A 529-nucleotide genomic window follows, 5' to 3' on the forward strand; every position below is an offset into this window, starting at 1 on the left:
ACCTTGCGCCATTGCCTACAACTACGCCAGAATCCGCCGGCTTGTGCACCCTGGGCCCTGACTCTATCGTTGCTGGGTCGCTGCAAATTCAGCGATCGGGTTTAGCGATCCGAACAGTTACAGGGAGCAACAGCACTCCAGTCCTCATTGCAGGCTTCTATGTCTGCAATTTTGATCATGGCGGCTGTGCGTCGGAGACTTTCGGGTCTGCCGGTTCTCCTGTACCGGTTCGCTAACCTTCGTACAGCCGCCACCCTTGCTTGTTTAGCGACAGGTCATGGTGGTTTCATTTTTCTACAGGCTCTTCACCAGGCCCAAACCGACACCGAATCCCCCAGAATCACAAAGCGAAAGCACTACCGACGCCCGCGCCTCCAGCCTCCACCGCAAACCCGCCATGATCAACATTTCCGCCCCCCGCAAACCCAGCACAATGTTCATCATCGCCCCGGACATCGACACCGAAAGCCTGCTCGCACACGCCTGTGAGTCGTTGGCGTCGGCGAGTGTCATGGCCAGTGACTTCGCG

The 529-nt window shown here is 57.7% G+C and carries 1 protein-coding gene; it reads left to right on the forward strand.

All coding sequences use genetic code 11. The annotated features are described in order from the left end of the window. Positions 1–277: 277 nt before the first annotated feature. On the forward strand, positions 278–529 hold a 252-nt coding region (locus F8N66_RS31930; protein ID WP_412070765.1), incomplete at its 3' end, for a DUF6124 family protein.

The organism is Pseudomonas fluorescens (assembly GCF_902498195.1).
Lineage (GTDB): Bacteria > Pseudomonadota > Gammaproteobacteria > Pseudomonadales > Pseudomonadaceae > Aquipseudomonas > Aquipseudomonas fluorescens_BU.